We start from the raw sequence: 12,243 nt of genomic DNA, 5'->3' as shown, positions 1-12,243 counted from the left end.
CCGGGACCCGGCCCCGCACCGCACGCGAACGGGCAAGGACCAGGGGCAAGGACCACGGGCGAGGACCGGGGCCGAGGACCACGGCCGATTTCCGCTCGATCGCCGTCATCGGCCCACGTACCGTGCGGGGATGGAACAGGTGACCGACAGACGTCGGATCGATCAGCGAGCCCTCGCGGCCATGACCGTCTCCATGCTGCTCTGGGCCTCGGCGTTCGTCTCCATACGGGTGTCGGCCGAGCACTACACCCCCGGCGCGCTGGCGTTAGGGCGGCTGTTGACGGCCTCGCTGGCGCTCGGCTGCGTCTTCCTGCTCCAGCGGGGGAAGTGGCCGGACCGCCGGGCCTGGCCCGGGATCCTGACGTCCGGCGTGATGTGGTTCGGCGTCTACATGGTCGCGCTCAACTGGGCCGAGCAGATCGTGGACGCGGGCACGGCCGCCCTCGTCGTCAACGTCGGCCCCCTCATCATTGCCCTGCTCAGCGGATGGTTCCTCAAGGAGGGCTTCCCCGCGCCCCTCCTCATCGGCATAGCCGTCTCGTTCGCGGGGGCCGGAGTGGTCGCCCTGTCGGTGTCCGGCGACGGACCGTCCTCCCTGGGCGGAGTGGCGCTCTGCCTGGTGGCCGCCCTCGGGTACGGGATCGGCGTGGTCGCGCAGAAACCCGCGCTGCGCTACGCGAGCCCGGCCCAGGTCACCACGCTCGGATGCGCCGTCGGCGCCGTCGCCTGCCTGCCGTTCGGCGGCCAGTTGGTGACGGGACTGGCGGAGGCCCCGCCGTCAGCGACGGTCAACCTCGTCTACCTGGGCCTCTTCCCCACCGCCCTCGCCTTCAGCACCTGGGCCTACGCGCTGGCCCGCACCCCTGCCGGACGGCTCGGCGCCACCACGTACGTCGTCCCCGTCTTCGTGGTCCTGATCTCCTGGGCCGCGCTCGGCGAGGTGCCGGGACCGGTGACCATGCTGGGCGGAGCCATCTGCCTTGCGGGAGTGGCCGTTTCGCGTCTCGCCGGTCTTCGCCGCACCCCGGCACCGGCACCGACCCCCGAACCAGCTGAACCGGGCGAACCGGCCGAACCAGCCGAACCAAGGACGGGGTCCGTACCGGAACCGGAACTCGTGGCGGAACCGGGTGCGGGGCCGAACGTGGCGCCTAGCACCACGCCCCCGGGCCCGGAGACCCACACCACCGCCCCCGACTGACCCCCGACTAGCGCGCGCCCCCGCGCTCGGAGGGGCGATGTGCCCTCCAACGGGGTCGCTCCGGGGCCGTCCCGTGGAGAGAAGGTGACGGTGGCGGCCCCGGAGCGGGTTGGTGTGGCGTGGGCAACGCCGGTGTGCTGGAGGTGGGTTGGGCAGTACCCCGCAGATCACGTGACACCCTCCTCGGTATCCGGTCGTCAACGGGACAGGGGTCAGGGGTCTCTTCCAGGCCCGGCGCGCGCCTCCTAGGGTGTGCGGTCAGCACTGTCAGCGGCCGTGGAGAGGAAGGGCGGATGATGGGAGATCTTCGCCGGGCTCGAAAGAACGGTCGGGTGGGGGTGACCGTTGCCTGCTGCGTGCTGACGGTGGCGGCTGTAGCTGGTTGCGGCCAGGGCCACCAGGACGAGGGCAGGGATGGCGAGTGGCCCGAAGGTACCCGTGCGTGCGGCAGTAACCCGCGAGACAACGGGAAGCCCGCACACAACGGTCGCTCCCTGCCCGACGACCAGCCCTCCATGCATTCGATCGCCCACGTGGGTGCCGCCTTCTCCGACTGGAAATCGAAGGACAAGGGCAAGCAGGCAGTACTGGACTCCGCGGCGAAGGCCGAACGCAACACCCAGATGCTGATGACCGACTCGAAAGACGAGGACGGCACGTACCGCTACGAAGAGTTGATCAAGGACTGGTATCTGGAGGGCTCGCAGGCGCACAAGTGCCGGACCGCCTATGCCAAGGGTGTCCGCGACACGGAACTGGAACTGTGGGGCCACACACGGTTCTACGCCCCGAAGGTCTCCGTATACGACGGCGGACGCAAGGCCAGGCTGGAGTACTGCGCCGACCACGACCTGATGGAAGCGCGGCACGGCACCAAGGAGTACCCCCTGGCGAAGGCCGGTACGTATCCCCGGCACCGCACCCACCTGGTCAAGGACGAGAACTGGGGAAAGGACGTGCGCCCCCCGGAGGACAAAGCGGGGCGGGAGTGGAAGACGGTGCGGGAGACGATGACACCTGACGGCTGCGACAAGCGGTAGTGCGACCGGTCAGGCGCGCTGACCGGCCGCTGACCGGCCACTGCCCAGCCGATCATGGGCGAAGCCAGCGGCTGAAATCGAGGCCACGGTGACGGTGCCGAGAACGAGGCAAACTCGTCGTATCTCGCGGCCACAGCCCGGGAGTTCCTGAGACCGTTGATCGTCCGCTCACGCTCGGTCCTCCGCGGGTACGTCGTCCTGCCGACTCGGATACCTGCCACGACGGGATCGAATTGCGGGACACCACCCACTCACCCGGCGTGACCACCAGGATCAGGGACCAGCGTCCGCTTTCCCGGCGAGACAGGTCCTCATTCGCGCGATCTCCCCGCCCCATGGACACGCCAACGCGTCGAGGGCGAGGAGGTCGCGCCATCCGCCGAACAGGACCTGGTGTCGATGGGGTGGGTTCAGGTGGGGGTGGTCGTGGTCGTCGTGGGGTGTGGTGTGCTGCTTGTGGTGGTGGGGTGGGCGGCGGTGAGGTAGGCGGTGCGGTGTCCGTTGAGGGCGTTGCGGACGGCGGTGCGGACGCGGAGGAGTTGGTGGGGTGCGAGGTAGTGGTGGAGGTCGTCGAGGGGGACGAACGCGTGGGCGCTTAACTCGTGTTGGGGGAGGGTGATGGGGGTGGTGGGGTGGAGGGTGCCGCCGTCGAAGACGAAGTTGAGTCCTTCGCGGTGGGGTGGGTTGGCGGGCATGTGGTGGACGGTGAGCAGGTCGCCGGGTTCGATGCGCTGCCCGGTCTCCTCCAGTAGTTCGCGGCGGAAGGCGTCGTGCAGGTCCTCGTCGGGTTGTGCGCAGCCGCCGGGCAGGCCCCAGGGGTGGGGGTCGCCCTTCTCCTTCCGGTAGATCTTCTCCACGAGCAGGATGTGACCCTCGGGGTTGGTGATCAGCGCGAGGGCGCCCAGGCGCCGTCCGGGCGGGTGACTGAAGTCGTACTCGGTGTGCATGAAGTGCTGGCCTCGCCTTTCGTCGTGTGTGGTGGTGCGTCGCTTCTCGTGCGCAGCGTGGCGGTGTCGTACGTCGTTGTGGGTGAACTGGCGTGTGTGTCAGTCGTGTTGGTCGGCCGTGGGGCAGCGGGTGGGTATCTGGCCGCCGGATGGTGGTGTCGTCGTCGAGGGTGGTGGTGTGGGGGTGGGTTGGCAGGCGGCGAGGGCGATGGCGAGGGTGAGCAGGCCGGTCACGCAGGTCAGCGCGACCGCGAGGATCGGCCGGTCCAGCTCCGGCGGACACCGGTAGCCATCCGGTCCATTCCGGGTGTGGTCACCATCCGGGATGTACTCACCGATCGGCGGGTCCAACGGGTCCAACGGGTCCGACGGGTCCAACGGGTCCGACGGGGCCGGTGATGGAGGTCCGGGGCCCGGCTCGGGGGATGGGTCCGGCGCCGCCTGGCGCGGAGCGGGAGGTGAGGTGGGGAGCATGCGCAGTCACTGGTCGGTGATGGGGAGTTGGGGGGGAAGTTCAGGGGGGAGTTCAGAGGTGGATCAGAGGTAGAGCTGTCGGCCGCAGGTGCCGCAGTGGGTCTTGCCCTCGCGGACGACGGTGGTGGGGTGATCGCAGCGCGTCTCCCACCGGTGGTCGCGGCGCGTCTGCCAACGGTGGTCACAGCCCCGGGCCACGGCACCTCCCGGGACACCACAGCGGCGCGCTCGGCACGTGGTGCGACACCCGTGGTTCCGCCGCCGCACGCTCCAACGCCCCATCGCTGGCGCGGAGTTGGGGCTGGGGCTGGGGTTGGGGGCTTGGCTCGTCGGCGTCCGAGGTCCGCGACGCGGGCAGGAGTCCGGCACCGATCGGGGTACGGAAGGGAGCGGTGAGTTCACGGGTGCGCGCCCGCTCCAGGTCGATCAGCTGGCGCAGACAGGGGACGCAGCCGAAGAGTTGGAGCCGCCCCCAGGGCGTCGGGACCGTTCGGAAGGCGGTCACCCGTACACCGTCCCGCCCGCAGTACAGCCCACACCGCCCCACCAGCCACACGCCACCACCAGTCGGAACAAACCCCTCCACGGGCTCCGCGCCCACCTCGGCCACATCCCTCCTCGACGCGCGCGAGACCCTCACACACCACACGTAGACAGCCACCACGCTGCCCACCGCCACCCCGTAACCCGTCATCGCCGCCCAGCCGTTCACCGACGCCCCCACAGCACTAACCATCCCGCCAACCACACCCGGGCCCACACCCGATACACACTCACCGCTCCATCCCCCGCCCCCACTCGCGATGCTCCCGCAACAGGACCGTCAACCCCCGTGCGGTGGCCATGTCACAACGCCCCAAATCGATCAACGGACGCGGATTCGGTCCCGTACACGAGAGCGGATCCAACCCCAGCGACGGCAGCATCACCCCCGCCGCCTCCAACGCATCCCGCAACTCCCGCCGCACCCGCTCCGCCTCCGGAATAGCGCCTCGATTGTTCATAGCATTATCCGTCTTCGACATTTCGTCCTCCGTGCGACGAGGTGTTCGCCCAAAACTGAAGACATGGGCGCTTGGCACGGATAGCGTTGCGTCCAGCAAGCCGTAAATGAAGGCACAACACGTTGCGTCCAGCTTTACGGGAAAGGGGAGTTGCCCTGTGGGGGCCAAACCGCGCGATCTCACCCCGGACCGCTCTGCCCGACATCTCTTCGGGGCCAAGCTCCGAATGTTCCGAGCCCGGGCCGGGATGAGTCTCGAAGGACTGTCGCATGTGGTGAACGTGAGCAAGAGCCATCTGTCCCGCATCGAGACAGCGGAGTACATGCCGCCGCCTGAGCTGCCAGCCAAGCTGGACGAGGTGTTCGGCACGGACGGCATCTTCGAGGAGCTGTACAGTCTCGCCCGCCGCGAGGTCCATCCGGACCAGTACCGACGGCGAATGGAGTTGGAGGCCCGGGCCACCGATATCAGCTTCTACGCCGGGCAGTTGGTACCCGGCCTTCTCCAGACCGAGGAGTACGCACGGGCACTGTTCCGTGCACACAACCCTCGGGCCACGGAGGACGAGATCGACCAGCTGGCCGCAGCGCGAGCCAGTCGTCAGGAATTACTCCACCGAGAGCCCAGGACCTATATCTCGGTCATTCTCGATGAGGCCGTCCTGATGCGCTCCTTCGGCGGACCGACCGTCATGCAGGAGCAGTTGAAAGTCCTGACGGAGAACGTCGACACCGGGACGACGCTTATCCAACTGCTTCCCTTCTCCCACGGCGGACACGCCCTGGCGGGTGGCTCGTTGGATCTGCTCACTCTGGAGAACGGCTCAGTAGTGGCGTACGAAGAAGGTATCTCCTCGGGACATCTTCTGGAGGACACAGAGGCTGTCATGGCCCGTGGCCGGGCATACGATCGTCTACGGGCTCACGCCCTGTCGCCGACCGACACGGCGGCGCACATCCACGGAGTCATGAGAGGACTACAGACATGAGCACCGCCCCGGACCTCTCCCGCGCGGACTGGGTCAAGTCCAGCTACAGCAACGGAAACGGCGGCTCCTGCGTCGAATGGGCCCCGAGCCTGGCCGCGCAGGGAACCGTTCCCGTCCGGGACTCCAAGATCTCCCACGGCGCGAACCTGACCTTCGCACCGGCCACTTGGACCACGTTCACCACCGCCCTCAACAGTGGCGACCTGGACGCCAGCTGATTCCCAGATCTCCCACAGGCCCCGCCGATCCTCCCAAGGAAGGCGGGGCCTGTGTCATGGGTAGCCATCCAGTGACCGAAGGAGGACACATGCCGCACAGCACCGACCATCACGTCACATGGGTCAAGTCCAGCTACAGCAACGGTGGAGGTGGCGACTGCGTTGAGTGGGCACCTGACCTGGCCACCCAGGGAACCGTTCCCGTACGCGACTCCAAGATCTCCCACGGCGCGAACCTGACCTTCGCACCGGCCACTTGGACCACGTTCACCACCGCCCTCAACAGTGGCGACCTGGACGCCAGCTGATTCCCAGATCTCCCACAGGCCCCGCCGATCCTCCCAAGGAAGGCGGGGCCTGTGTCATGGGCAGGGGCGCATCCGGACCGCTTCTGACAGCGGTCGCGTCCAGGGCACGGTTGGTGCCCTGGACGGACGCGTGTGTCATGCCGGACGGGAGCGGAGTGAGCCCAAGAGCCCGTATTCCGTGAGGTGTTGGGACCTTCGCGGCTGACGCGAGGGCGCATACCATCCTTCGCATGGCCGACCCCCTGTATCCGCTGGCGGGCGACGAAGACCTCCCCGACCTGGGGACCTACGACGCCATCGGCACGATGCTGCTGCACAACTCCCGTGCCGACGAGAGCGGCGGGTTCTTCGCCACCTGCTGGTTCATGGTCCTCCTGCCGATCGTCCCGCTCAGCCGGTACTACGTGCGGCAGACCGGGTACCGCGACGAGAGCGGGCTTCTCACCAGCCGGACGACCACCACCTACGAGATCGTCGGCAGGTCCCGGGTCCGCTGGACCGAGGTCGTCCGGACCTATCTGCTCTGCTGGCTCGTCCTGCCCGCCGTGTTCGTCGGGCCCATCCTCTTCGCCGTGCTGCGCTGGGACAGCGAGACCTCGGCACTCTACGGAACGTTCGTCTCCGTCGGGCTCTTCTTCCTGTTGTTCACCCTGTTCCTCCTCTACAGGACGTACTGGAGACCCGTCCGCGAAGTCCGCTGGGCGGATACCACGACGGGCCCGACGGACGGCCGAAACTGGCAGGAGCTGGCCTTCGCGATGCAGATGGCCGTTCTTCTGGGGCTGCTCGGCTTCTTCGTGGGGGTCGCGATCTTCTTCACCGCGCTGGCCATGGGTGAGCTTCCGACCAACAGCGACCCCGAGCCCAACCCGTACGTCGACACGCTGCTCCACCCCGCGGCCCTGCTGGCCGGGCTGCCCGTACTGACGGCCGTGGTCACGTTCGGGGTACTCGCGAGCCGTCGTCGCCGCTGAGAACGCCCGGACGAGCTGGGGCGCGCGGGACGTGCGGACGCTGTGCGATGCGTGCGGCGTGCGATGTGTGCGGGGTGCGGTGGAACGGTTCCGGTTGGTCCCACGGTGCGCGGACGATGTCCCCGTTCTTCGCTGACATACCGTCAACACAGGGCCGCCGCAGTCTTGTCGGAGCACTGCCAACTCCGTCATTCTGGGCTCTCCCGAAAGCCAGTCTCCTCTGAGAGGAACTCACTGTGCGCCTTCGATCCGCTCTCGTTCTTGCCCCGCTGACGCTCGCGCTGACCATCGGCGGCATGTCCACCGCGAGCGCCGCCCCCGAGAAGGCGGCGGAAGGCCCCATCGACGCCACCCTCAACATCACCGTGGACATCGTCGGAGTGGTGGGCTGCGCCGTCGACGCGGTCAACAACCCCACGAACCAGACCTTGCTGCTCAACTGCCTGACCGGCCGCTGACGCACACCGCGCGATGACCTGAGAGACCCCGCCGACTGGCGGGGTCTTCTCCTCAGAGACCGTGCGGGAGGCGGAGCCGTCGTTCCGCTGGACCCAGTACGCCGGGCACGGCCCCGGGCCCGAATTCCTCGGGACGCCGGAGTCCCTCTGGAGATCGGCTGTGGCACCGGCCGCGCACTGGCCTTTCTCGCACAGCAAGGGGTGAGGCCCACGGGAGTTGGCCTCACTCCTTGCTGTGCGACCAGACTTCAGACCGATGGGGTCACCTTGGAGTCCGCGGGCCGGGAGGGCTCGACGGCGATCCGTGCAGCACCCATTGACACGGTTACGCGTGCGCCCCACACTCCACACACAACTTCGCATGCGAAGCGGTGTGCGAAGGGTCGGGCCGTGTGCCCCACTCCGCTGCAACAGTGCGAACGGGAGTTTTGCCGTGCCAGCGATATCCACAGCTACACCCAAGGTCGACATCCGCGGTGCCACCGTCGAGTTCCCGGCCCGCCGTGGCCGCACCCCGGTGCGGGCCCTCTCCGATCTCGGACTCACCGTCGGTGAGGGGGAGTTCGTGGCGGTGCTGGGGCCGAGCGGCTGCGGGAAGTCCACCGCGCTCAACCTCATCGCCGGTTTCATGCGCCCCACCACCGGCAGCGTTTCCGTCAGCGGGAAGAACGTGGCGCGGCCGGGGCCGGAGCGGGGGGTGGTGTTCCAGGACGCCAACCTGCTGCCGTGGCTCACCGTGCGGCGCAACGTCACCCTGGGGCCCCGGCTGCGGAAGGAGTCCGCCACCCAGTACGAGGACCGGGTCACCGAAGTCCTGGCCGAGGTGGGCCTGGACGGGTTCGAGAACCACCTGCCGGGCGAGCTGTCCGGCGGGATGCGGCAACGCGTCGCCCTCGCCCGGGTCCTGGTCAACAGTCCCGAAGTGCTCCTGATGGACGAGCCGTTCGGCGCGCTCGACGCGCAGACCCGGATGGTGATGCAGGAACTCCTGCTGCGTATCTGGGAGAAGGAGCGCACCACCGTCCTGTTCATCACGCACGACGTGGACGAGTCGCTGCTGCTGGCCGACCGCATCTACGTGATGACGGCGCGGCCGGGCCGCCTCAAGGAGGTGGTGGACGTGGACCTTCCCCGTCCCCGTGACTACGCGCTGACCACCAGCCCGCGTTTCCAGGAACTCAAGCGGCACGTGCTGGAGCTGATCCACAGCGAGAGCGTGCGCGCCGCCGCGCAGGTCTGACCCGGCGCGACGGGCCCACACCCCGGGGTCCCACCCGCCCGCTGCCCGCTTCCGCGCCACCCGGTGTCCGGCCCAACTCGTGGGCCCCGCACCCCCGTTCATCCCGTTCGGCGACGCGTCAGCTCCCGGCCCCGGCCCACCCCGTCCGGCGCCCACGTCCCGGACGCGTCCCCGGCCCCACGCCGCGCCGCACCCCGGCCGCGCACCCCGCCCACCAGGAACGGCCGACGCGAACGGCCGACGCGAACCGTCCCCCGCCTCGCCACCGTTCCGGCCCGGCTGGCCCGCTGTCCCGTCCGCTGTCCCGCCCCTGTCCCGCCACCGTGCCCGGTCCGGTCCGCGGCCGTTTCGGGTCGCCTCGGCGGTGTTCGGTGCCCACTTCATCCCGATTCGCCAGCTCCCCTCCCTCCTCCCTCCCCTTCCTCTCTGCTAGGAGCCACGATGCGCCGGAGGTCCGTACCCACCCTCGTCATCGGCACAGCGGTCGTCACCGCTCTCGCCTCCGTACTCAGCGCCTGCGGCGAGTCCTCCTCGTCGTCCGGCGGCGGCAAGGTCGTCATCCGGGCGGGCTGGGTGCCGACCGTGCACACCACGCACTGGGCCACCACCAGCCAGTTCGTCAAGGACTCGAACATCGAGATCAAGCTGTCCCCGTTCAAGAGCAACAACGAGATGCTGGTGGCCATGCAGTCCGGCTCGCTGGACATGATGACCATGGGCTTCAACAACACCGCGACCGCTCTGGTGCGCGGACCGGTCAACTACTCCTACGTGGCGGGCGCGGCCGAGGGCGGCACGCGGCTGCTGGTGCGCAAGGGCGTCAAGGTCTCCTCCTGGAAGGACCTGCGCGGGAAGCGGGTCAGCAGCGTCCGTGGCTCCACGCAGTACCAGCAACTCGCCCTCGCCATGCGGGAGCAGGGGCTGAACCTCGACAAGGACACGAAGTTCAGCAACGTCGCGGGCGCCCCCGACATGCTGCTCGCCCTCCAGCGTGGGGACGTGGACGCCGTCAGCCTGTGGGAGCCGCAGGCCGCCGAGGCGGTGCGGAAGGGCTACGGGCACGAGGTCCCGGCTCTGCGCAAGGACCTGTACGAGGACTCCTTCCGGCTCAACACCGGCCTCGCGGCCAGCGACTCGTTCCGCAAGAAGCACCCGAAGGAGCTGCGGGCCGTCCTCCAGGGCTACGACAAGGCCCACAAGAAGATCACCTCCGACGAGGACTGGTGGCTGACCGAGTTCGGCAAGCTCGCGGTCAGCGACCGGAAGAACCTCCAGGAGGGCATCAAGAACGTCAGCCCGGAGACCTCCGTGGACAAGCGGCAGATGGTCGAGGTCGCCAAGCGGCTCCACCGGGGCGGGCAGATCTCCAAGGACGTGTCGGCCGAGATGGCGAAGACCGTCGACTACGGGCCGCTGTCGAAGGCGACCGGCAGATCACCGGCGAAGCTCGGCGACTCCTGACCCCACCACCGGCCGCCGGATGACGGCCTCCACCGGCTCACGGGCTCACGGCTCCACAGGTTCCACGGACTCCACGGACTCACGGCTCCACGGGCTCACGGGCTCACGGGCTCACGGGCTCACGGGCTCACGAACGACGACATCCCTGGCCACGGCCACGGAAGAGGAGGTGCGACGATGACCATGACGGACACCGAGCCCGTCAGCGACGACACCGACGAGGCCGGACCCCCCGGCAAGGCGCCACCCGGCGGGCTGGCGGCCCGGCGACTGCTCGGCTCGGCGGCGCTCTACGCCCTGTTCCCCGTCCTCGTCCTCGCGAGCTGGGAGTGGGTGGGCCGGGCCCAACTGCTCGGCGGCGGACTGTTCCCCCCGTTCACGGAGGTCGTCACGGCGCTGGTGGACTGGATCGCCAGCACCAGCGCCGAGGCCACCGTCTACAGCGGCACCTGGCTGGAACACGTGCTGGTCAGCACCACCCGGATCGGGGTGGGCTTCGCCATCGGCACCGTCCTCGCGGTCCTCCTCGGCATCCTGGTGGGGCACTTCGCGTCCGTCGCCAAGCTGATCGACCCGACCGTCAACGCGCTCCGCCCGATCTCGGTCACCGCGTGGATCCCGCTCGCCCTGATCATCTTCGGTATCGGGGACAAGCCCGCCTACTTCCTCACCGCGCTGGCCACCTTCTTCCCGATCTACGTCAACGCGGTCGACGGCTCGCGCTCGGCGGACGCCAAGTACACGCGGGCCGCGGAGATGCTCGGCGCCAGCAAACCGCAGGTCCTCACCCGGATCGTGCTCCCGGCCGCGCTCCCCTCGATCGTCACCGGGCTGCGGGTGGGCACCGCCATCGCCTGGACCACCGTCGTGGTCACCGAGGCGTTGGGGGCGAAGTCCGGCATCGGCTACGTCCTGCTCGACGCCTACAACCAGTTCCTGTTCCCGTACGTCATCGCCGCGATGCTCACCGTAGGGGCGCTCGGGCTCGCCTGCGACCAGCTGATCGTGCTGCTCAGCCGACGGCCGCTGCGCTGGGCCTCCAAGGAGGGACACTGATGAGCGAGCCCACCCGCGCCCCCGCCAGCCGGCCCACCGAACTCATCGAGCGGGGCAAGCCGACCTACGGCGTCGACCTCGGCGTCATCCTGCTCGACGCCGACTTCCCCCGTCCCGTCGGGGACATCGCGCACGGCCACACCCTCCCCTTCCCCGTGCACTACGAACCGACCCGCGGCGCCCCCGTGCCACACGTCGTGGAGGAGGCGGCGCACGGCCTGCTCGACCGCTTCGTCGACAGCGGACGGCGCCTGCTGGAGCGGGGAGCGCGGCTGCTCACCACCTCCTGCGGCTTCCTCGCCATCTACCAGCGGGAGCTGCCCCGGCTGCTGGACGCCCCGGTCGCCACCTCCAGCCTGCTCCAGATCCCGCTGCTACTGCGGATACTCCCGCCCGGCGGAAAGCTCTGCCTGGTCACCGTCAACTCGTCCACGCTGGACGAACGGCACTTCGACGGCGCCGGGATCGACCCGGCCGACCGTGAACGGCTGCGCGTCGTGGGTCTGGAGGACGGTGACCACTTCTACCCCGTGGTCGTCGGCCAGGACGGTCCGCTGGACGTGGCCCGGGCCGAGGACGAGGTGGTCGCCGTCTGCCGGAAGGCCCTCGCCGACGACCCGTCGATCGGCGCGTTCGTCTTCGAGTGCACCAACCTCCCGCCCTACGCGCCCGCCGTGCGGAACGCCACCGGACTGCCCGTCTGGGACGCGATCACCATGGCCCACTGGCTCCAGGCCGGAGCCGCGGGGCCACCCACCCGCTGAGCGGCACCCCGACGCCAGCCACCCCACCGGCCAGCCCCCTCCCACGGCCACCACCGGCGACCGCGCCCTGGCGGGTCCCCGATGCGGCATCCTCACCCGACAAGGAGCAG

Annotated in this window: 16 protein-coding genes and 1 pseudogene; 12 read left to right on the top strand and 5 right to left on the bottom strand. The window is 69.2% G+C overall.

From position 1 onward, the window contains the following. Positions 1 to 130: 130 nt before the first annotated feature. A complete protein-coding gene (locus E0L36_RS04505) occupies positions 131 to 1,201 on the top strand; it encodes a DMT family transporter (RefSeq protein WP_180927524.1) in 1,071 nt (356 codons plus the stop codon). Positions 1,202 to 1,716: 515 nt separating this feature from the next. Next, on the top strand, positions 1,717 to 2,241 hold the full coding sequence (locus E0L36_RS04500; RefSeq protein WP_180927523.1) for a hypothetical protein: 525 nt from the start codon (positions 1,717 to 1,719) through the stop codon (positions 2,239 to 2,241). 410 nt (positions 2,242 to 2,651) lie between these two features. Here the strand turns inward: E0L36_RS04500 and E0L36_RS04495 are convergent, their stop codons facing one another. The 5 genes from E0L36_RS04495 to E0L36_RS04480 form a co-directional block, all read right to left on the bottom strand. Beyond that, entirely contained in the window at positions 2,652 to 3,188 is a 537-nt protein-coding gene (locus E0L36_RS04495; RefSeq protein WP_180927522.1) for an NUDIX domain-containing protein, read from the bottom strand. Positions 3,189 to 3,287: 99 nt separating this feature from the next. Further along, positions 3,288 to 3,539, bottom strand: a complete 252-nt coding sequence (locus E0L36_RS04490) for a hypothetical protein (RefSeq protein ID WP_180927521.1) — start codon at positions 3,537 to 3,539, stop codon at positions 3,288 to 3,290. A 186-nt stretch (positions 3,540 to 3,725) separates the two neighbouring features. After that, positions 3,726 to 3,860, bottom strand: a complete 135-nt coding sequence (locus E0L36_RS27420) for a hypothetical protein (protein ID WP_258015894.1) — start codon at positions 3,858 to 3,860, stop codon at positions 3,726 to 3,728. Next, the gene (locus tag E0L36_RS04485; protein WP_180927520.1) at positions 3,844 to 4,167 is read right to left on the bottom strand and encodes a hypothetical protein; all 324 of its coding nucleotides are present in this window, start codon (positions 4,165 to 4,167) and stop codon (positions 3,844 to 3,846) included. The genes E0L36_RS27420 and E0L36_RS04485 overlap by 17 nt, the downstream gene beginning before the upstream one ends. Positions 4,168 to 4,435: 268 nt before the next feature. Then, the gene (locus E0L36_RS04480) at positions 4,436 to 4,666 is read right to left on the bottom strand and encodes a hypothetical protein (RefSeq protein WP_180927519.1); all 231 of its coding nucleotides are present in this window, start codon (positions 4,664 to 4,666) and stop codon (positions 4,436 to 4,438) included. 157 nt (positions 4,667 to 4,823) lie between these two features. Between E0L36_RS04480 and E0L36_RS04475 the strand changes: the two genes are divergently transcribed. From E0L36_RS04475 to E0L36_RS04435, 10 genes and pseudogenes are all read left to right on the top strand, one after another. Continuing rightward, the gene (locus tag E0L36_RS04475) at positions 4,824 to 5,654 is read left to right on the top strand and encodes a helix-turn-helix transcriptional regulator (RefSeq protein ID WP_180927518.1); all 831 of its coding nucleotides are present in this window, start codon (positions 4,824 to 4,826) and stop codon (positions 5,652 to 5,654) included. Further along, on the top strand, positions 5,651 to 5,872 hold the full coding sequence (locus E0L36_RS04470; RefSeq protein ID WP_180927517.1) for a DUF397 domain-containing protein: 222 nt from the start codon (positions 5,651 to 5,653) through the stop codon (positions 5,870 to 5,872). Before E0L36_RS04475 ends, E0L36_RS04470 begins: the two co-directional genes overlap by 4 nt. 89 nt (positions 5,873 to 5,961) lie before the next feature. After that, on the top strand, positions 5,962 to 6,180 hold the full coding sequence (locus E0L36_RS04465; RefSeq protein ID WP_180927516.1) for a DUF397 domain-containing protein: 219 nt from the start codon (positions 5,962 to 5,964) through the stop codon (positions 6,178 to 6,180). 230 nt (positions 6,181 to 6,410) lie between these two features. Then, a complete protein-coding gene (locus tag E0L36_RS04460; protein WP_180927515.1) occupies positions 6,411 to 7,154 on the top strand; it encodes a hypothetical protein in 744 nt (247 codons plus the stop codon). Positions 7,155 to 7,390: 236 nt separating this feature from the next. After that, positions 7,391 to 7,612, top strand: coding sequence for a hypothetical protein (locus E0L36_RS04455; RefSeq protein ID WP_180927514.1), 222 nt, complete (start codon positions 7,391 to 7,393; stop codon positions 7,610 to 7,612). Between the two features lie 61 nt (positions 7,613 to 7,673). Further along, positions 7,674 to 7,887 (top strand): annotated as a pseudogene (locus tag E0L36_RS27415) (SAM-dependent methyltransferase); the annotation flags it as partial. A gap of 158 nt (positions 7,888 to 8,045) precedes the next feature. Beyond that, entirely contained in the window at positions 8,046 to 8,852 is an 807-nt protein-coding gene (locus tag E0L36_RS04450; RefSeq protein ID WP_308416626.1) for an ABC transporter ATP-binding protein, read from the top strand. 441 nt (positions 8,853 to 9,293) lie between these two features. Beyond that, positions 9,294 to 10,313 (top strand): ABC transporter substrate-binding protein, encoded by a 1,020-nt coding sequence (locus E0L36_RS04445; RefSeq protein ID WP_180927512.1) that lies wholly within the window; start codon positions 9,294 to 9,296, stop codon positions 10,311 to 10,313. A 177-nt stretch (positions 10,314 to 10,490) separates the two neighbouring features. Next, the gene (locus E0L36_RS04440; RefSeq protein WP_180927511.1) at positions 10,491 to 11,369 is read left to right on the top strand and encodes an ABC transporter permease; all 879 of its coding nucleotides are present in this window, start codon (positions 10,491 to 10,493) and stop codon (positions 11,367 to 11,369) included. Next, a complete protein-coding gene (locus E0L36_RS04435; RefSeq protein WP_180927510.1) occupies positions 11,369 to 12,133 on the top strand; it encodes an aspartate/glutamate racemase family protein in 765 nt (254 codons plus the stop codon). Before E0L36_RS04440 ends, E0L36_RS04435 begins: the two co-directional genes overlap by 1 nt. The last annotated feature ends 110 nt before the right edge of the window (positions 12,134 to 12,243 follow it).

This window comes from Streptomyces sp. AJS327 (genome assembly GCF_013450295.1).
Lineage (GTDB): Bacteria > Actinomycetota > Actinomycetes > Streptomycetales > Streptomycetaceae > Streptomyces.
This window is presented reverse-complemented; position numbering and strand designations above follow the sequence as displayed.